The sequence below is a fragment of the Citrobacter sp. R-1.5.2 genome (assembly GCF_035064245.1).
Classification (GTDB): Bacteria; Pseudomonadota; Gammaproteobacteria; order Enterobacterales; family Enterobacteriaceae; genus Citrobacter.
The window spans coordinates 1-16,452 of sequence record NZ_JASEYC010000004.1 but is presented as its reverse complement, the minus strand read 5'-3'; the positions used below and the strand labels follow the sequence as shown (position 1 = coordinate 16,452).

General features: G+C 51.1%; 15 protein-coding genes, 2 tRNA genes, 2 rRNA genes and 1 pseudogene. 8 read left to right on the top strand and 12 right to left on the bottom strand.

The window, feature by feature from the left end; translation table 11 throughout:
• Positions 1 to 60 precede the first annotated feature (60 nt).
• On the top strand, positions 61 to 801 hold the full coding sequence (gene dpaA, locus QMN38_RS09210) for a peptidoglycan meso-diaminopimelic acid protein amidase (protein ID WP_137384395.1): 741 nt from the start codon (positions 61 to 63) through the stop codon (positions 799 to 801).
• On the opposite strand, the gene QMN38_RS09205 is transcribed toward dpaA, so the two are convergent.
• Together QMN38_RS09205 and lpcA are read right to left on the bottom strand one after the other, a co-directional pair.
• On the bottom strand, positions 772 to 1,539 hold the full coding sequence (locus QMN38_RS09205; protein WP_069323846.1) for a class II glutamine amidotransferase: 768 nt from the start codon (positions 1,537 to 1,539) through the stop codon (positions 772 to 774). The two genes, dpaA and QMN38_RS09205, sit on opposite strands and share 30 nt — an antisense overlap.
• 163 nt (positions 1,540 to 1,702) lie before the next feature.
• Positions 1,703 to 2,281: a D-sedoheptulose 7-phosphate isomerase gene (lpcA, locus tag QMN38_RS09200; protein ID WP_016151815.1), complete on the bottom strand. Its 579-nt coding sequence runs from the start codon at positions 2,279 to 2,281 to the stop codon at positions 1,703 to 1,705.
• 239 nt (positions 2,282 to 2,520) lie between these two features.
• Between lpcA and fadE the strand changes: the two genes are divergently transcribed.
• The 3 genes from fadE (at position 2,521) to QMN38_RS09185 (ending at position 6,432) form a co-directional block, all read left to right on the top strand.
• Complete coding sequence (gene fadE, locus QMN38_RS09195) at positions 2,521 to 4,965, top strand: acyl-CoA dehydrogenase FadE (RefSeq protein WP_137384394.1); 2,445 nt, start codon at positions 2,521 to 2,523, stop codon at positions 4,963 to 4,965.
• Between the two features lie 109 nt (positions 4,966 to 5,074).
• Positions 5,075 to 5,842 carry an amidohydrolase gene (locus QMN38_RS09190; RefSeq protein WP_271455693.1) on the top strand — a complete coding sequence of 256 codons (768 nt, stop codon included), beginning with the start codon at positions 5,075 to 5,077 and terminating at the stop codon, positions 5,840 to 5,842.
• 179 nt (positions 5,843 to 6,021) lie between these two features.
• Positions 6,022 to 6,432, top strand: a complete 411-nt coding sequence (locus QMN38_RS09185; protein ID WP_271442047.1) for a Spy/CpxP family protein refolding chaperone — start codon at positions 6,022 to 6,024, stop codon at positions 6,430 to 6,432.
• A 99-nt stretch (positions 6,433 to 6,531) separates the two neighbouring features.
• Here the strand turns inward: QMN38_RS09185 and QMN38_RS09180 are convergent.
• Positions 6,532 to 6,608 (bottom strand) — tRNA-Asp (locus QMN38_RS09180).
• Positions 6,609 to 6,742: 134 nt separating this feature from the next.
• On the bottom strand, positions 6,743 to 7,471 hold the full coding sequence (gene dnaQ / locus QMN38_RS09175; RefSeq protein WP_170974423.1) for a DNA polymerase III subunit epsilon: 729 nt from the start codon (positions 7,469 to 7,471) through the stop codon (positions 6,743 to 6,745).
• On the opposite strand from dnaQ, the pseudogene rnhA reads away from it, so the two are divergent.
• Positions 7,425 to 8,003, top strand: a pseudogene (rnhA, locus tag QMN38_RS09170) (ribonuclease HI). The gene dnaQ and the pseudogene rnhA sit on opposite strands and share 47 nt — an antisense overlap.
• Here rnhA and QMN38_RS09165 read toward each other — a convergent pair.
• The gene (locus QMN38_RS09165; RefSeq protein ID WP_271450287.1) at positions 8,000 to 8,722 is read right to left on the bottom strand and encodes a class I SAM-dependent methyltransferase; all 723 of its coding nucleotides are present in this window, start codon (positions 8,720 to 8,722) and stop codon (positions 8,000 to 8,002) included. The pseudogene rnhA and the gene QMN38_RS09165 overlap by 4 nt on opposite strands.
• Before the next feature lie 33 nt (positions 8,723 to 8,755).
• Here QMN38_RS09165 and gloB point away from each other — a divergent pair, with 33 nt between their 5' ends.
• A complete protein-coding gene (gloB, locus tag QMN38_RS09160; RefSeq protein WP_271457245.1) occupies positions 8,756 to 9,511 on the top strand; it encodes a hydroxyacylglutathione hydrolase in 756 nt (251 codons plus the stop codon).
• A gap of 71 nt (positions 9,512 to 9,582) precedes the next feature.
• Positions 9,583 to 10,941, top strand: a complete 1,359-nt coding sequence (gene mltD / locus QMN38_RS09155) for a murein transglycosylase D (RefSeq protein WP_271450285.1) — start codon at positions 9,583 to 9,585, stop codon at positions 10,939 to 10,941.
• 49 nt (positions 10,942 to 10,990) lie between these two features.
• Here the strand turns inward: mltD and QMN38_RS09150 are convergent, their stop codons facing one another.
• The 3 genes from QMN38_RS09150 to QMN38_RS09140 all read right to left on the bottom strand — a co-directional run bounded on the left by QMN38_RS09150 (position 10,991) and on the right by QMN38_RS09140 (position 13,945).
• On the bottom strand, positions 10,991 to 11,761 hold the full coding sequence (locus QMN38_RS09150; RefSeq protein WP_271450284.1) for a class I SAM-dependent methyltransferase: 771 nt from the start codon (positions 11,759 to 11,761) through the stop codon (positions 10,991 to 10,993).
• Positions 11,762 to 11,837: 76 nt separating this feature from the next.
• On the bottom strand, positions 11,838 to 12,638 hold the full coding sequence (locus QMN38_RS09145) for an endonuclease/exonuclease/phosphatase family protein (protein WP_008783770.1): 801 nt from the start codon (positions 12,636 to 12,638) through the stop codon (positions 11,838 to 11,840).
• A gap of 131 nt (positions 12,639 to 12,769) precedes the next feature.
• Positions 12,770 to 13,945, bottom strand: a complete 1,176-nt coding sequence (locus QMN38_RS09140) for an MFS transporter (protein ID WP_271457244.1) — start codon at positions 13,943 to 13,945, stop codon at positions 12,770 to 12,772.
• Positions 13,946 to 14,049: 104 nt separating this feature from the next.
• Here QMN38_RS09140 and yafC point away from each other — a divergent pair, with 104 nt between their 5' ends.
• A complete protein-coding gene (gene yafC / locus QMN38_RS09135; protein WP_323604865.1) occupies positions 14,050 to 14,964 on the top strand; it encodes a DNA-binding transcriptional regulator YafC in 915 nt (304 codons plus the stop codon).
• A gap of 20 nt (positions 14,965 to 14,984) precedes the next feature.
• Here the strand turns inward: yafC and dkgB are convergent, their stop codons facing one another.
• From dkgB to QMN38_RS09115, 4 genes are all read right to left on the bottom strand, one after another.
• Positions 14,985 to 15,788: a 2,5-didehydrogluconate reductase DkgB gene (gene dkgB / locus QMN38_RS09130; RefSeq protein ID WP_271442052.1), complete on the bottom strand. Its 804-nt coding sequence runs from the start codon at positions 15,786 to 15,788 to the stop codon at positions 14,985 to 14,987.
• A gap of 164 nt (positions 15,789 to 15,952) precedes the next feature.
• Positions 15,953 to 16,029: transfer RNA gene (locus tag QMN38_RS09125), tRNA-Asp, on the bottom strand.
• 55 nt (positions 16,030 to 16,084) lie between these two features.
• Positions 16,085 to 16,200: ribosomal RNA gene (gene rrf, locus QMN38_RS09120) — 5S ribosomal RNA — on the bottom strand.
• A gap of 97 nt (positions 16,201 to 16,297) precedes the next feature.
• A 23S ribosomal RNA gene (locus QMN38_RS09115) occupies positions 16,298 to 16,452 on the bottom strand; the annotation flags it as partial.

Here is a 16,452-nt window from a genome sequence, read left to right as displayed (position 1 = left end):
ATTTGGGGACTCTTTTTGCCGTCCTGGCGTGTGTAATCGTTTTATCAAGGAATAAGCAGTATGCGTAAAATCGCATTTTTTCTTGCGATGCTTTTATTGCCGTGCGTTTCATTTGCCGGTTTGCTGAGCAGCGGCAGCCCAACCACGCCAATCAGCAAAGAATATAAGCAGCAATTGATGGGGTCCCCTGTCTATATTCAGATCTTTAAAGAAGAGCGGACGCTCGATCTGTACGTCAAGATGGGCGAACAGTATCAGCTGCTCGACAGCTATAAGATCTGTAACTACTCCGGTGGCTTAGGGCCCAAACAGCGTCAGGGTGATTTCAAAAGTCCGGAAGGGTTCTACAGCGTTCAGCGCGGGCAACTCAAACCAGACAGTCGCTTTTATAAAGCCATTAACATTGGCTTCCCTAACGCCTACGATCGTGCGCACGGCTACGAAGGTAAGTACCTGATGATCCACGGTGCTTGCGTTTCTGTCGGTTGCTATGCGATGACCGACAACGGTATTGATGAGATTTTCCAGTTTGTGACCGGCGCTCTGGTATTCGGCCAGTCCAGCGTTCAGGTGAGCATTTACCCGTTCCGCATGACTGACGCGAACATGCAGCGCCATAAGTTTTCGTATTACAAAGATTTCTGGTCGCAGCTAAAACCGGGATACGATTACTTTGAACAAACGCGTAAGCCACCGACCGTTTCCGTTGTCGATGGCCGATATATCGTCAGCAAGCCGTTGAGTCACGAAGTCGTTCAGCCACAGCTGGCATCAAACTACACGCTCCCCGAGACAAAATAGCGCCCACTCGCCTGGCATAATCTTTTGCCAGGTTTCATTGCCCGTCAGTGGCTGAGTAGCAATCACAGTGACCACATCATTGGGTGTGGTCTCTGAGCTAAAATCAATTTCCACATCCTGATCCAGCAATGTCGCCACGCCAAACGGCGCACGACGCGTGATCCAAAACAGGTTGGTCGAACAGAAGGCCATCACATAGCGCCCGTCAGACAATAGCATGTTGAAGACGCCCTTCTCTCGCAGTTCTCCTGCCAGCGCCGCGATATATTTAAACACCGCCGTCATATTACCTGGCGTGCGCGGATAACGCTCGGTCAGCTTATGCAGCAGCCAGCAGAAGGCTTTTTCACTGTCGGTTTCGCCGACCGGACGGAAATTACCGGTTTCCAGCGATTTATAGCCGCTCAGCTGTCCGTTATGGGCATAGGTCCAGTTGCGTCCCCACAGTTCACGCGTAAACGGGTGGGTATTTTCCAGCGCCACTTCACCCCGATTCGCCTGACGAATATGGGCAATCACGGAACAGGATTTAATGGGATAGTCTTGAACCAGTTTGGCAATAGGCGAATTAAAGCTGGGTTGCGGATCTTTAAACGTACGGCAGCCCTTACCCTCGTAAAATGTAATACCCCAGCCGTCTTTGTGCGGCCCGGTACCTCCGCCGCGCTGAACCAGCCCGGTGAAGCTAAAGCAAATATCGGTTGGCACATTGGCGCTCATCCCGAGCAGTTCGCACATACATCACCTACCTTAAAACGGTTAATTGCCTGATAAGACCAGCAAAGCACAGCTCGTAGGCCGGATAAGACGCTTGCGTCGCCATCCGGCACAATACCCGATGGCGCTTCGCTTATCGGGCCTACACGTTCCAGGCCCGATAAGACCGGCAAAAATTACCCGCTTACTTAACCATCTCTTTTTCGATCAACTGGATCAGGATATGGATCACTTTGATATGAATTTCCTGGATACGGTCGGCATAGCCAAAGTGCGGCACGCGAATTTCAATATCTGCGCTACCGGCCATTTTACCGCCATCTTTGCCGGTCAGGGTGATGACTTTCATTCCCTTCTCACGCGCCGCAGCAATCGCTTTAATCACGTTACCGGAGTTACCCGAAGTCGAGATGCCTAACAGGACATCGCCTTCACGACCAACCGCTTCAACGTAGCGGGAGAATACATAATCGTAACCAAAATCGTTGCTGACGCAGGAGATGTGGCTGACGTCAGAAATAGCGATAGCCGGGTAGCCCGGGCGGTTTTCACGATAGCGTCCAGTCAGCTCTTCGGCGAAATGCATCGCATCGCAATGGGAGCCGCCATTACCACAGGAAAGTACCTTCCCACCGGCTTTGAAGCTATCTGCCAACAGGACCGCCGCGCGTTGAATGGCGTGAATATTGGCGTCATCTTTAAGAAAATTAGCCAGCGTTTCCGCCGCTTCGCTCAGTTCGTTACGAATAAGATCCTGGTACATGAGAATATCCTTCAGCATGAATGTAAATGACAAGATGCAGTGTACCGGATAGCGCTACCAGCGAGAAGTACAAGCCACAGGAATGGCTGCTGCTTTTGATTTTTTGTGCCGGTTAAAACAACAACAATGTGAGCTTTGTTGTAATTATTTTGTAAACACATTGCTAAAAGAATTTACATACACTACAACCATATCATCACAAGTGGTCAGACCTCCTACAAGCAAGGGAGCTTTTCGTTATGATGATTTTGAGTATTATCGCTACGGTTGTTCTGCTCAGCGTTCTGTTTTATCACCGCGTGAGCTTATTCCTCAGCAGCTTAATTTTGCTCGCCTGGACGGCTGCGCTCGGCGTGGCTGGCCTGTGGTCAGTCTGGCTGCTGGTTCCTCTGGCCATTATTCTCGTACCGTTTAACTTTACCCCGATGCGTAAATCCATGATTTCCGCTCCCGTGTTCCGCGGTTTCCGTAAAGTCATGCCGCCAATGTCGCGTACTGAAAAAGAAGCGATCGATGCCGGTACAACCTGGTGGGAAGGTGACCTGTTCCAGGGCAAACCTGACTGGAAAAAACTGCATAACTATCCGCAGCCGCATCTGACTGCTGAAGAACAAGCGTTTATTGACGGCCCGGTGGAAGAAGCGTGCCGCATGGCGAACGACTTCCAGATAACCCATGAACTCGCGGATCTGCCGCCGGAATTGTGGGCATATCTGAAAGAACACCGCTTCTTCGCAATGATCATTAAGAAAGAGTACGGCGGGCTGGAATTCTCTGCGTATGCTCAGGCTCGAGTACTGCAAAAGCTCTCCGGTGTTTCTGGGATCCTGGCGATCACCGTCGGCGTACCTAACTCATTAGGCCCTGGTGAACTGCTGCAGCATTACGGCACCGAAGAACAGAAAAACCACTATCTGCCGCGTCTGGCACGTGGTCAGGAAATCCCGTGTTTTGCACTGACCAGCCCGGAAGCCGGCTCCGATGCCGGTGCGATCCCTGATACCGGCGTGGTTTGTATGGGCGACTGGCAGGGCCAGCAGGTGCTGGGTATGCGCCTGACCTGGAACAAACGCTATATCACGCTGGCTCCTATTGCTACCGTTCTGGGTCTGGCGTTTAAACTCTCTGACCCGGAAAAACTGCTGGGTGGCGAAGAAGATCTTGGCATTACCTGTGCGCTGATCCCAACCTCAACGCCGGGCGTACAAATTGGCCGTCGTCACTTCCCGCTGAACGTGCCGTTCCAGAACGGACCTACGCTGGGTAAAGATGTCTTCGTTCCGATTGATTACATTATTGGTGGCCCGAAAATGGCCGGCCAGGGCTGGCGTATGCTGGTGGAATGTCTGTCAGTAGGACGCGGCATTACCCTGCCATCTAACTCTACGGGCGGCGTTAAATCCGTCGCCATGGCGACTGGCGCATATGCGCATATCCGTCGCCAGTTCAAAATCTCTATCGGCAAGATGGAAGGTATTGAAGAACCGTTGGCACGTATCGCCGGTAACGCCTATGTGATGGATGCCGCAGCGTCGCTGATTACCTACGGCATTATGCTGGGTGAGAAACCCGCGGTGCTGTCGGCTATCGTGAAATATCACTGTACTCACCGTGGACAGCAGTCAATCATCGATGCAATGGATATTACTGGCGGCAAAGGCATCATGCTTGGCGAAAGTAACTTCCTGGCCCGTGCTTATCAGGGTGCACCGATCGCCATTACCGTCGAAGGCGCCAACATCCTGACGCGTAGCATGATGATCTTCGGTCAGGGCGCAATTCGCTGCCATCCGTATGTACTGGAAGAGATGGCTGCGGCGCAGAATAACGACGTGAATGCGTTCGACAAACTGCTGTTTAAACATATTGGTCACGTAGGCAGTAATAAAGTGCGCAGCTTCTGGCTTGGTTTGACTCGCGGGTTAACCAGCAGCACGCCAACCGGTGATGCCACCAAGCGTTACTACCAGCACCTGAACCGTTTGAGCGCCAACCTGGCATTACTTTCAGATGTGTCCATGGCCGTATTGGGTGGTAGCCTGAAGCGTCGTGAACGTATCTCTGCTCGACTGGGTGATGTGTTAAGTCAGCTGTATCTGGCCTCCGCTGTGCTGAAACGTTATGACGATGAAGGCCGGAATGAAGCCGACCTGCCGCTGGTTCACTGGGGCGTACAGGATGCGTTGTACAAAGCTGAACAGGCGATGGACGACTTGCTGAAAAACTTCCCGAACCGCCTGGTTGCCGGGTTGCTGAATGTGGTCATCTTCCCTACCGGTCGCCACTACCATGCACCGTCTGACAAGCTGGATCATAAAGTCGCGAAGATTCTGCAGGTTCCAAGCGCCACCCGTTCTCGTCTTGGTCGCGGTCAGTACCTGACGCCAAGCGAACACAACCCGGTTGGCTTACTGGAAGAGGCGTTGCTGGATGTCATTGCAGCCGACCCAATCCACCAGCGGATCTGCAAAGAGTTGGGTAAAAATCTACCGTTTACCCGCCTGGACGAGCTGGCACATAACGCGCTGGCCAAAGGACTGATTGATAAAGACGAAGCGGCGATTCTGGTGAAAGCCGAAGCAAGCCGTCTGCGCAGTATCAATGTTGATGATTTTGAACCCGAGGCGCTGGCGACTCAGCCGGTAAAGTTGCCAGAGAAAGTGCGTAAGGTCGAAGCAGCATAACGCTAACGCACAACGTTCAGCCCCGCTAAATGCGGGGCTTTTTATTGCCACATTTTCGTTAATGCTCATGCTACAGTGTCAAAATGCTGTTCAACGAGGAGCCTCGACCGTGCCAGGTTTAAAAATTACTCTGCTGCAACAACCGCTGATCTGGATGGATGGCCCAGCCAACCTGCGCCATTTCGACAGACAACTGGAAACCGTCACCGGGCGTGACGTTATTGTGTTGCCTGAGATGTTTACCAGTGGATTTGCGATGGAAGCGGCAAACAAATCGTTGCCGCAAGAGGAAGTTGTAAGCTGGATGCGTAGCAAAGCGCAGCAGACGAATGCCCTGATAGCAGGTAGCGCGGCGATACAGTCTGAACGGGGACCCGTGAATCGTTTTTTGCTGGTTGAACCCGAAGGCACCGTGCATCTCTATGACAAACGCCATCTGTTCCGCATGGCAGACGAACATCAGCATTATCAGGCCGGTGAAGAACGCATCATCTTTGAATGGCGTGGTTGGCGTATTCTGCCGCTGGTCTGTTATGACCTGCGTTTTCCGGTGTGGTCACGTAACCGTAATGACTACGACCTCGCCTTGTATGTTGCCAACTGGCCCGCACCGCGCTCGCTGCACTGGCAGGTTCTGCTCACCGCACGGGCAATTGAAAATCAGGCGTATGTAGCAGGATGTAACCGTGTGGGAACCGATGGTAACGGCCATCATTATCGCGGTGATAGCCGGGTCATCAACCCACAGGGTGAAGTCATTGCCACCGCCGAGCCACATCAGGCAACGCGAATTGATGCTGAGCTGTCGCTTTCGGCGCTACGCGAGTACCGCGAGAAATTTCCTGCCTGGCAGGATGCTGACGCTTTCACCCTGTAGAGATCGCCTTCCCTCCCGCCACGGACCTGGTATCCACGGCGGGATTGTTTCACTCCGTAACCAACCGCAAAACAAATTCGCGTGGCGACATGCATCGGGCAACGTATTCTGCAAGGGATAATCACGCGTCATTAACGGGTGATCTACACTTTCAATAATTCCCTTATCAGGATGTCTAAATGAAGAACTTCGTACGTATGACCTTGCTGGCTGCCACTCTGGCTGGCGCCTCTTTTAGCACGCTTGCAGCAAACGTATCCAACGTTCCCGCGCCGGCTCAGGATCCGGTCGTTCAACACCTTAAGTTGACCAACGACCAGGTGGCGCAGATTAAAAAACTGCACCAACAGCTGGAAAACAACGTTGACCAGATTTCAGTGAAAGACGTTAAAGACGGTGCGCTGATTGACGTCATCAAGTCCGGGAAATGGGATGATGCCGCTGTTAAGAAACAGCTTGCCGCGTTCAGCAACATCGAACAACAGGCGCGTTATTATCGCGTGAAATATTACTTTGATCTGAGCAAAGTGCTCACCCCAGAGCAGCGCCAACAGGTACAAAAAGATATCGCCCAGACGCTGAGCGAGTAACAACGGCGGCCTGCAATGAAACATTATTGCAGGCTTTTATTTTTGGTGGATTAAAACGACGAAAGCCTGAATCATTTCTGATTCAGGCTTTCTGAATAGTGGCGGAATGGACGGGACTCGAACCCGCGACCCCCTGCGTGACAGGCAGGTATTCTAACCAACTGAACTACCACTCCGCGTTGTGTTCCGCTTGGGAACGAAGCGAATATTACGGATTGCCTCGCGCCTCGTCAACGCTTTTTCTCACGTTTTTTAATCGTTTGCTGCAAAAATCACCCGAATGACCATTTCTGTACTGTAAATACCAGAACTAGGCCCGCCAGAGGCAACTTCCGCCCTTCTTCTGTACCAGGTCAAGGCGCGACTCATGGGCTGCCAGCTCTTCATCAGTAGCGAAAACAACGCGTAATTTACTGGACTGACGCACAATGCGCTGGATCCCCGTATCATTCTGCTGCTGGCTGTCACCTTCCATAGAGAATGCCATGGTGGTCTGCCCGCCGGTCATCATCAGATAAACGTCGGCCAGAATCTGGGCATCGAGCAATGCGCCATGCAGAGTACGCTTGCTGTTGTCTATCTCATAGCGCGAGCATAACGCGTCAAGGCTGTTACGCTTGCCAGGAAACATTTTCCTCGCCAACGCCAGACTGTCGGTCACTTTACAGAAGGTGTTCGTCTTCGGGATATCGCGATTGAGTTTCGCGAACTCGTAATCCATAAAGCCGATATCAAACGATGCGTTATGGATGACCAGCTCCGCGCCACGGATATAGTCAAGAAACTCATCGGCGACATCGGCGAACGTGGGTTTATCAAGCAAGAACTCATCGGCGATTCCGTGTACGCCAAATGCTTCCGGGTCCACCAGCCGGTCCGGCTTCAGGTAGACGTGGAAGTTATTTCCGGTCAAACGGCGGTTAACCACTTCAACTGCGCCGATCTCAATAATCTTATGGCCTTCGTAGTGGGCACCAATCTGGTTCATACCGGTGGTTTCGGTATCGAGGACTATCTGCCGTGTAATTCCAGTGCTCATAGCGGTCATTTATGTCAGACTTATCGTTTGATTTCGATTTGCTAAAACAGGAAGTCTACCAGAGATGCTTAAACAGGTAGAAATTTTCACCGATGGTTCTTGCCTGGGAAACCCAGGTCCTGGCGGTTATGGGGCTATCTTACGCTATCGCGGGCGCGAAAAAACCTTTGCCGAAGGGTACAACCTCACCACCAATAACCGTATGGAGTTGATGGCGGCAATCGTCGCGCTGGAAGCACTTAAAGAGCCATGTGAAGTGGTACTCAGCACCGACAGCCAGTACGTGCGCCAGGGCATTACACAGTGGATCCACAACTGGAAAAAACGCGGCTGGAAAACCGCAGATAAAAAGCCAGTGAAGAACGTCGATCTGTGGAAACGTCTGGATGCCGCACTTGGGCCGCACCAAATCAAATGGGAATGGGTTAAAGGGCATGCGGGTCATCCGGAAAATGAACGCTGTGATGAACTTGCACGTGCTGCAGCAATGAGTCCCACCCAGGATGATGTTGGGTATCAGGCAGAGTCTTAAGCGTCTGGCTTGCGGTATTGTCGGGTTGCCCCAACAGCCTGGCGGATGCGTGCCTTACTTTTACTTTGTTTCATCGGATTGAGCGTAAGCGGAATGGTTCGCTTGCGCGCGACAACCAACTGAAGACAGCCCAGTGCCGGAATATGCGCACTTAACATTTTACCGCCCTGCTTCGCCCAGGGCAGCACGTGGAACCGGCTATAGTGCAGCACCTCAAAATTCAGCAAAGAGAGCCAATCCAACTGGCGCATCAGGGTAAACATCCGGCTGTTGTAAGGCGGTGTTTTACGTAGCACTGGCACCAGCTTACGCAATCCCATCAGGCTAACCGGGTTAAACCCGCTCAGTATTAACCAGCCATCATCAATCAGTACCCGGTCGGCTTCACGCAATAAGCGATGCGGATCGGCGCACCACGGTAGTGTATGAGCCAGCAGACAGACATCCACGGATTTATCGGCAAAAGGAAGGTGTAAAGGATCGGCCGTAACCTGCATGGGCGAACCTTGCAAAGAAACATTTACCTGATGAGAAACCGCGCACGCTTCGGAATTGATTTCTGCGCTTAAATTACCAATCTTAAGCAGATGAAATCCGTACATTTTTGCGAACCACGGGTTAAGCTGATGTTCCAGCGCCTCACGATAGTGCTCACCCCAGGGTAAATCATCCCAGCTAACGGGCGCTACGACAGTTTGAGGGATCCTTGCCGGTTTCATCACAACCTTCCGTTACGCATTGAGAGGTAATTTATGAATCTTAACAGTATTCCCGCATTTCAGGACAATTACATCTGGGTCCTGACAAATAATGAAAACCGTTGCCTGATTGTTGATCCGGGCGAAGCCGCTCCCGTCCTGAAAGCGATTGCAGAACATCACTGGGTGCCGGAGGCCATTCTCCTGACCCATCACCACCATGATCATGTTGGCGGTGTGAAAGAACTTTTGCAACATTTCCCACAATTAGTGGTTTACGGGCCGGCTGAAACGCAAGATAAGGGAACGACCCATATAGTCAAAGATGGCGATATTGCACTCGTTTTAGGGCATGAATTTAAGGTAATTGCTACGCCGGGTCACACTTTAGGACATATCTGTTACTTTAGCCAACCTTATCTATTTTGCGGAGATACACTCTTTTCAGGCGGTTGTGGCAGACTATTTGAAGGTACAGCTTCACAGATGTATCAATCACTTAATAAATTAAGTGCGCTTCCTGATGATACATTGATCTGCTGCGCTCATGAGTACACATTAGCAAACATGAAGTTTGCCTTAAGCATTCTGCCGCACGATTCGTGCATAAATGAATATTATCGTAAAGTTAATGAGTTACGCGTAAAAAAACAAATGACACTACCCGTAATTCTGAAAAATGAGCGGCGAAATAATCTTTTTTTAAGAACGGAAGATATTGATTTAATTAATGAAATAAACAAAGAAACAATATTGCAACAACCTGAAGAGCGTTTTGCCTGGTTAAGGTCAAAGAAAGATACGTTCTGACAATTCCGGGTTGCCTTTTGAAAACTTCGCCGTTATGATCGGTCGTCTTTTAAGCAACTATTGACACACACATGAAGGCAAAAGCGATATTACTCGCCTCTGTCTTGCTTGTTGGGTGCCAGAATACTGGTAACGTCCAACAGCACGCACAGAGCCTTTCTGCAGCTGGTCAAGGGGAAGCAGGAAAGTTTACAAGTCAGGCGCGATGGATGGACGATGGAACATCTATCGCTGCTGATCAGGATTTGTGGGCTTTCATTGGTGACGAGCTAAAGATGGGAATTCCGGAAAACAACCGGATTCGCGAACAAAAACAGAAGTATTTACGCAATAAGAGCTATCTCCACGATGTAACTTTACGGGCAGAGCCGTATATGTACTGGATAGCCGGGCAAGTTAAGAAACGTAACATGCCTATGGAACTGGTACTACTACCCATAGTGGAGAGCGCTTTTGATCCTCACGCAACGTCTGGCGCCAATGCCGCAGGTATTTGGCAGATCATTCCGAGCACGGGGCGCAATTATGGTTTAAAACAGACCCGCAATTATGATGCACGTCGCGACATTGTGGCTTCCACCACTGCCGCGCTGGACATGATGCAGCGTCTGAACAAGATGTTTGATGGCGACTGGCTGCTGACCGTTGCCGCGTATAATAGCGGTGAAGGTCGCGTGATGAAGGCAATCAAAGCGAACAAATCTCGGGGTAAATCCACCGATTTCTGGTCGCTCCCTTTGCCTCAGGAAACGAAGCAGTATGTGCCCAAAATGCTGGCATTGAGTGATATTCTCAAAAACAGCAAACGCTATGGCGTGCGTCTGCCTACCACAGACGAAAGCCGTGCGTTGGCACGTGTTCGCCTGAACAGCCCGGTTGAGATGGCTCAGGTTGCCGATATGGCGGGTATTTCCGTCAGCAAACTGAAGACCTTCAATGCAGGTGTGAAAGGCTCCACGTTGGGTGCCAGCGGTCCGCAATACGTGATGGTACCAAAGAAGCATGCAGAGAAGCTGCGTGAGTCTTTGGCTTCCGGCGAAATTGCAGCCGTACAGTCAACGTTGGTGGCTGATAACACGCCGCTGAACAGCCGTAGTTACAAAGTTCGCTCTGGCGATACGCTTTCTGGCGTCGCTGCACGTCTTGGCGTGAGCACGAAGGATCTGCAGCAGTGGAATAATCTGCGTGGATCATCACTGAAAGTGGGCCAAAGCCTGACCGTAGGTGCTGGCAACAGCGCGCAGCGACTGGCTAACAACAGCGATAGCATCACCTATCGTGTGCGTAAAGGCGACTCTCTGTCGAGCATTGCCAAACGCCACGGGGTTAACATCAAGGATGTAATGCGCTGGAACAGCGATACGGACAATCTGCAACCGGGCGATCAGCTCACGTTGTTTGTCAAAAACAACGGCATGCCTGACTCCTGATAGCATTGTAAAAATGAAGGCACTGGTTTCCCCCCAGTGCCTTTTTTATTTATCCCGCTTTATGCGCCTCAACCATTATCGTATCACTGGTGAATGAACCATCCTCCTGTAACGCGAAGTAGGCTTTCACTTCAGCAGATGCGCTCTCCTGATATAAACGAATCGCTTCTGTCAACGCGGCAGGTGTACGCATCCGCGCCACCCACGAACTGAACTCCAGCGGCAGGCGATCGGTCAACACGGTATTGGTAATCAAACCGGCGTCGTTGATTAAAGACAGCCATTCACCGCTGGAATAATTGCGGACATGCGAGGTGTCGCGTAACGCTTCGACAGTTTGCAACCAGATATCACGGACCGGATGTCCTGGCGACATCACATCCATTACGATCGCCACACCACCGGGTTTCAGTACACGATTGACTTCACGCAGCGCACGTCCGACATCATGCCAGTGATGCGCCGAATAGCGGCTAATCACTACATCAAAAGCGCAATCGCCGAACGGCAGGCTCTCTGCATACCCCTGTTGCGTGGTGATGCTGTCCAGGCCCTTCTCTTTTGCAGCCTCTGCGACCACCTCAAGCATTTGAGACGATAAATCATAAGCCACAACCTGTTGAACGTTTTGCGCAGCCACAAAGCTGGCGTGTCCTGCTCCACATCCCATATCCAGTACCCGTGCCTGTGGAAAAGCAGACAGCCTTTCCGCCAGTCGTTGTAAATCACGACCAGTAGCATGTACGGTGCTGGTTAAATAGGCGTTAGCCTGAGAGCCAAACTGCTTTTCGACGTTGTCATGGTGGGAGCGTGTTGTCATTGTGTTGTCCTTCGGTTGTTGTGAAATATGAAGGGCAACCATCACAGGCCTGCCCTACGGCAGACCTGACATACCTTTATTGCTCAGGCTTGCCGGGACTGAATTCAACGAGTAGTGGATTGTGATCGGAGGCGCGAGTGACCAGCACAGAGGCCTCACTCACGTTCAAACCACGATAAAACACAAAGTCGAGTGGGCGACCAAACGCACGCCGGCGTTGATCGTCGGTAAAGCGAACCTGGCGCAGCGACATTTCACGCGCAAAGCGGTACAGCGCATTCATTCGTCGGCGGCTCCAGGCATTGAAATCACCGGCCATAATCACCGGACCACTGTGATGGGCGATTTGATCCCCAATGGGAAGTAACTGCTTACTATAGACATCGACGCCGAGGCTGAAGTTTACCGCGTGGATATTCACCACCATTAATAAACGCGAGTCAGGCAGCGGGTACACTGTGACCAGAGCCGATTTTGCCAGGCGTAAAATTGGCTCACGCTCGCGCAATGGGCAGCAGTAGACCGGATGTGCAGCAGAAAGCGTCATGACGCCAGAAGGATGCTGAGGCAACACGAAAGCGGGAACCTGATCGGCGGCAAGATAGTTAGCGGTCGCAAACTGCACCAGTTCAGGCGTGGTTTGTGCTTCCTGCAATAACACCAGATGCGCGTCTTTGCCAAAATTCTTCAGCACCGACTGCCATTCTGCGCGCTGCTGTTTAAAAATATTCCATACCAGCACGCGAATGCGATCTTCACTGCTTAACGGCACGCCTGCAGGTAATGCCTGGCCGATATGCGCAAATGACCCTGGCGGTAAAATCCGCTCAGCGGGCTGTCCGGCAACATAGCGCATGGCATAGGTGTTTTTTCGCACTTTAGACTTTCAAACCTCTATAACGTCAACCAGTCCGCAGCCGGACTGGTTCTTCTGTTATAGGGACTTTAGCACTCACTTTCAACGAACAATTGCAGTTTGTTTTGTAAGTGGGTACTTACATCAATGATTTATCCCAATACTACCCGCGCCGGTTTATCCAGGCGACCGCTGATACCCATCAGTAAAAAAGCAACCAGAACAATCAGCGCACCAATCCACGGAGTCTGTGCTAAACCATAATGCTCTACCGTTTGTCCGCCAATCACAGAGCCAAGCGCAATACCAATATTAAACGCAGCAATGTTCAGACCGGATGCCACATCCACCGCATTGGGGGTAAATTGTTCCGCTTTCTGTACCACGTAAACCTGCAAACCTGGAACATTGCCAAAGGCGAAGATCCCCATCACCAGAATCGTCACTAACGCAGCGTATTGCGTAGAGGCCGTCAGTTGAAAGACCATCAGCAGGACAAACAGCGCCGCGAAGATAAATTTCAGCGCCGGGACAGCACCATGTTTATCCGCCAGCTTACCTCCCCAAATATTACCGATAGCGACCGATACGCCATAGCCCAGTAAGATCCAGCTTACCGCTGCCGGCGAGAAGCCTGCCAGGTCCTGCATCATAGGTGCCAGGAAGGTGAACGCAGTGAAGACACCACCGTACCCCAACGCCGTAACCGCGTAGATAAGCAACAGGCGTGGGTGGGTTAACACTTTTACCTGATCACGAATGCTGGCAGCCGCCCGACCCGGAATATTCGCAGGGATCAGCAGTTGGCTGCTAATCAGTGCAATCACACCCAACAGTGATACGGCAAGGAAAGTCTCACGCCAGCCAAAATGTTGTCCGATAAATGTACCCAGCGGTACTCCCGTCACCAGTGCAACCGTTAAACCACCAAACATGATAGCGATGGCAGAAGCGGCTTTCTCTTTTGGCACCAGGCCTGTCGCAATCGTAGAACCAATTGAGAAGAAGACACCGTGTGCCAGGCCTGTCAGCAGGCGGGCGACAATTAATGTCGTATAACCAGGTGCCTGCCATGCCAACAAGTTACCGGCCGTAAACAGGACCATCAGCGCCACCAACAGTTGCTTACGTGGCAGACGTCCGGTCAGGGCTGTCAATACTGGCGCTCCGATCGCGACACCCAGCGCATAGATTGAAACCAGCATCCCGGCAGAAGGTAAAGAGATCGCCAGTTGTTCAGCAATGGTCGGCACCAGGCCGACAATCACAAATTCAGTCGTACCAATAGCGAAGGCACTTATTGTCAGTGCAAATAAAGCGAGAGGCATAAATAGCTCCATATCATCAGTAATCAGATGACAGGCAGTATGCCGGGATGTTTTAATAACAAAAATATTCAAAATCTCAATATAATTTTGCTTCAGGTGCAAAAATGAAAGCAACCTCCGAAGAACTGGCAATTTTTGTCGCGGTCGTGGAAAGCGGTAGCTTTAGCCGGGCCGCAGAGCAGCTTGGGCAGGCCAATTCCGCGGTCAGTCGGGCAGTAAAGAAGCTGGAGATGAAGCTGGGCGTTAGTTTGCTCAATCGAACAACCCGGCAGCTCAGTCTGACAGAAGAAGGTGAACGCTACTTCAGGCGTGTACAACAGATACTGCAGGATATGGCTGCGGCGGAAACCGAAATCATGGAGTCGCGTAATACACCGCGCGGTTTGCTGCGTATCGATGCCGCAACACCGGTGATGTTGCATTTCCTGATGCCACTGATCAAACCTTTCCGTGAGCGCTATCCCGAGATGACGTTGTCGCTGGTTTCCTCAGAGACATTCATCAATCTTATTGAACGAAAAGTGGATGTTGCGATACGTGCCGGTGCCTTAACTGACTCAAGTCTGCGCGCACGTCCACTCTTTACCAGCTACCGCAAGATTATTGCTTCACCTGACTATATTGCCCGCTTCGGCAAGCCAGAGACTGTTGAAGAGTTAAAGCAGCACCTGTGTCTGGGGTTTTCTGAACCCATGTCGCTCAATACCTGGCCCATTGCCTGTAGTGACGGACAATTGCATGAGGTTGAGTGCGGTCTATCTTCGAACAGTGGCGAAACGCTGAAGCAGCTTTGCCTGAGCGGCAACGGTATTGCTTGTCTTTCAGATTATATGATTGATAAGGAGATCGCTCAGGGTAAGCTGGTCGAATTGATGGCGGATAAACGGCTGCCAGTCGAGATGCCTTTTAGCGCGGTGTATTACAGCGATCGTGCCGTCAGTACCCGTATTCGGGCATTTATCGATTTTTTAAGTGAATATATAAGAACAGCTCCCGAAGGAGCTGTAAAAGAGGGTTAAAGGCACAGAGGGTCAGGCAATTAATCCCACTCAGGCGCCAGACCTTCCGGGCTAACCAGGCGGTCGTTGCAATCCAGAGCAGCGATTGCCGCTTTGTCTTCCGCATCAAGGTGCAGTTCCAGTGCCAGCAGGTTGCTTGCCAGGTTTTCACGCTTAGTAGAAGAAGGGATCACAGAGTAACCTTCCCCCATCGCCCATGCCAGAATCACCTGGGCCGGCGTCGCGTTATGTTTAGCGGCAATGCGAGCAATCACTTCATCTTTCAGCGCCTTACCGTAGGCCAGTGTCATGTATGAGGTGATGTGGATACCGTGCTCTTTCGCCCAGTCAACAACCTTACGGCTTTGCAGATACGGAGATAACTCAATCTGGTTAGTCGCAATATTCTCTGCACCCACAGCAGCAATAGCTTTTTCCATCAATGGGATAGTGAAGTTAGAGATACCAATTTCACGAGTCAGCCCTTGCTCTTTGGCTTCGAGCAATGCCTGCATAAACTCTTCAACAGAGACAGCATCATTTGGTGATGGCCAGTGGATCAGCGTCAGATCAACATAATCTGTGCGCAGTTTTTTCAGGCTCTCTTTCAGGCTTGGGATCAGCTTGTCTTTACCAAGATTCTCAATCCAGATCTTAGTTGTGATGTACAACTCATTACGCGGTACGCCACTTTCGGCAATCGCCTGGCCAACAGCAGCTTCATTATCATAGATTTGTGCAGTGTCGACTGCGCGGTAACCCAGCTCCAGAGCTGTTTTAACAGAAGCGATAACCACGTCGTCTTTCAGGCGGAAAGTACCTAAACCAAATGCAGGGATAGTCATAGAATTCCTCTTTTTAATCACAATGTTCGTTAACTGAGGGGATTATGACCTTCTGCTCTTTATAGAAAAAGAGCGAAAAATGCAGAGGATTTTTGCGAATTTAGCAATAATAAAGTTACAGGCAAAGAAAAAGCCCTGAGCAAATGCTCAGGGCTCTTAATAAGTGGCGGAACGGACGGGACTCGAACCCGCGACCCCCTGCGTGACAGGCAGGTATTCTAACCAACTGAACTACCGCTCCACCGAATTTCTTTGTCACCACCCGGATTATTCATCCCGGTTTACTGCAATTTGATGCCTGGCAGTTCCCTACTCTCGCATGGGGAGACCCCACACTACCATCGGCGCTACGGCGTTTCACTTCTGAGTTCGGCATGGGGTCAGGTGGGACCACCGCGCTACAGCCGCCAGGCAAATTCTGTTTATCAGACCGCTTTTTTGCGTTCTGATGTAATCTGTAATCAAGCTGAAATCGATGTCTCTCTTCGCCAAAACATCTTCGGCGTTGTAAGGTTAAGCCTCACGGTTCATTAGTATCGGTTAGCTCAATGTATCGCTACACTTACACACCCGACCTATCAACGTCGTCGTCTTCAACGTTCCTTCAGGAGACTTATAGTCTCAGGGAGAACTCATCTCGGGGCAAGTTTCGTGCTTAGATGCT

What these genes read in the sequence shown, in the direction of transcription:
- dpaA (WP_137384395.1), top strand. Translation starts at nt 61, where the DNA reads ATGCGTAAAATCGCATTTTTTCTTGCGATGCTTTTATTGCCGTGCGTT.
- QMN38_RS09205 (WP_069323846.1), bottom strand. Translation starts at nt 1,539, where the DNA reads ATGTGCGAACTGCTCGGGATGAGCGCCAATGTGCCAACCGATATTTGC.
- lpcA (WP_016151815.1), bottom strand. Translation starts at nt 2,281, where the DNA reads ATGTACCAGGATCTTATTCGTAACGAACTGAGCGAAGCGGCGGAAACG.
- fadE (WP_137384394.1), top strand. Translation starts at nt 2,521, where the DNA reads ATGATGATTTTGAGTATTATCGCTACGGTTGTTCTGCTCAGCGTTCTG.
- QMN38_RS09185 (WP_271442047.1), top strand. Translation starts at nt 6,022, where the DNA reads ATGAAGAACTTCGTACGTATGACCTTGCTGGCTGCCACTCTGGCTGGC.
- dnaQ (WP_170974423.1), bottom strand. Translation starts at nt 7,471, where the DNA reads ATGAGCACTGGAATTACACGGCAGATAGTCCTCGATACCGAAACCACC.
- QMN38_RS09165 (WP_271450287.1), bottom strand. Translation starts at nt 8,722, where the DNA reads ATGAAACCGGCAAGGATCCCTCAAACTGTCGTAGCGCCCGTTAGCTGG.
- gloB (WP_271457245.1), top strand. Translation starts at nt 8,756, where the DNA reads ATGAATCTTAACAGTATTCCCGCATTTCAGGACAATTACATCTGGGTC.
- mltD (WP_271450285.1), top strand. Translation starts at nt 9,583, where the DNA reads ATGAAGGCAAAAGCGATATTACTCGCCTCTGTCTTGCTTGTTGGGTGC.
- QMN38_RS09150 (WP_271450284.1), bottom strand. Translation starts at nt 11,761, where the DNA reads ATGACAACACGCTCCCACCATGACAACGTCGAAAAGCAGTTTGGCTCT.
- QMN38_RS09140 (WP_271457244.1), bottom strand. Translation starts at nt 13,945, where the DNA reads ATGCCTCTCGCTTTATTTGCACTGACAATAAGTGCCTTCGCTATTGGT.
- yafC (WP_323604865.1), top strand. Translation starts at nt 14,050, where the DNA reads ATGAAAGCAACCTCCGAAGAACTGGCAATTTTTGTCGCGGTCGTGGAA.
- dkgB (WP_271442052.1), bottom strand. Translation starts at nt 15,788, where the DNA reads ATGACTATCCCTGCATTTGGTTTAGGTACTTTCCGCCTGAAAGACGAC.